Below are 371 nucleotides of genomic sequence, written 5' to 3' on the forward strand. Positions count from 1 at the left end.
GCCGCCGACCGGGCCGCCGCCTGCCGGGCCGCTTCGGCCGCCGGGCGGGCCGGGGAACGGGACGCGCCGCCCAGCGACGCCCCACCCCGCTCGCCGGCCACCTCGCAGCGGATCTGCCAGCGCCCGCCCAGTTCCTCGTAGAGCGCGTCGGTGAGCACCTGGGCGTGGTCGGACATCATCTTGGCCAGCACCGACGACTTCACCGTCACCACGAGCGTGTCGCCGTCGAGGTCGCGGACCACCGCGTCGCGCATCAGCGCCGCGATCCGCTTGTTGGTCCGGTTGACCTTGCCGACCACCTCGGGCCAGACCCGGCGCACCGCGACCGCGTCCAGCGCACCGGTCGCCTCCGCGCCGGGGCGGGGCGGGGC

General features: G+C 77.1%; 1 pseudogene. It reads right to left on the reverse strand.

Annotated features, from left to right (window positions below):
* Window positions 1-371: pseudogene (locus ACSNN9_RS28695) on the reverse strand (DNA polymerase III subunit gamma and tau); the annotation flags it as partial.

It is taken from the genome of Micromonospora sp. URMC 107 (genome assembly GCF_051386315.1).
In the GTDB taxonomy this organism is placed as follows: domain Bacteria; phylum Actinomycetota; class Actinomycetes; order Mycobacteriales; family Micromonosporaceae; genus Micromonospora.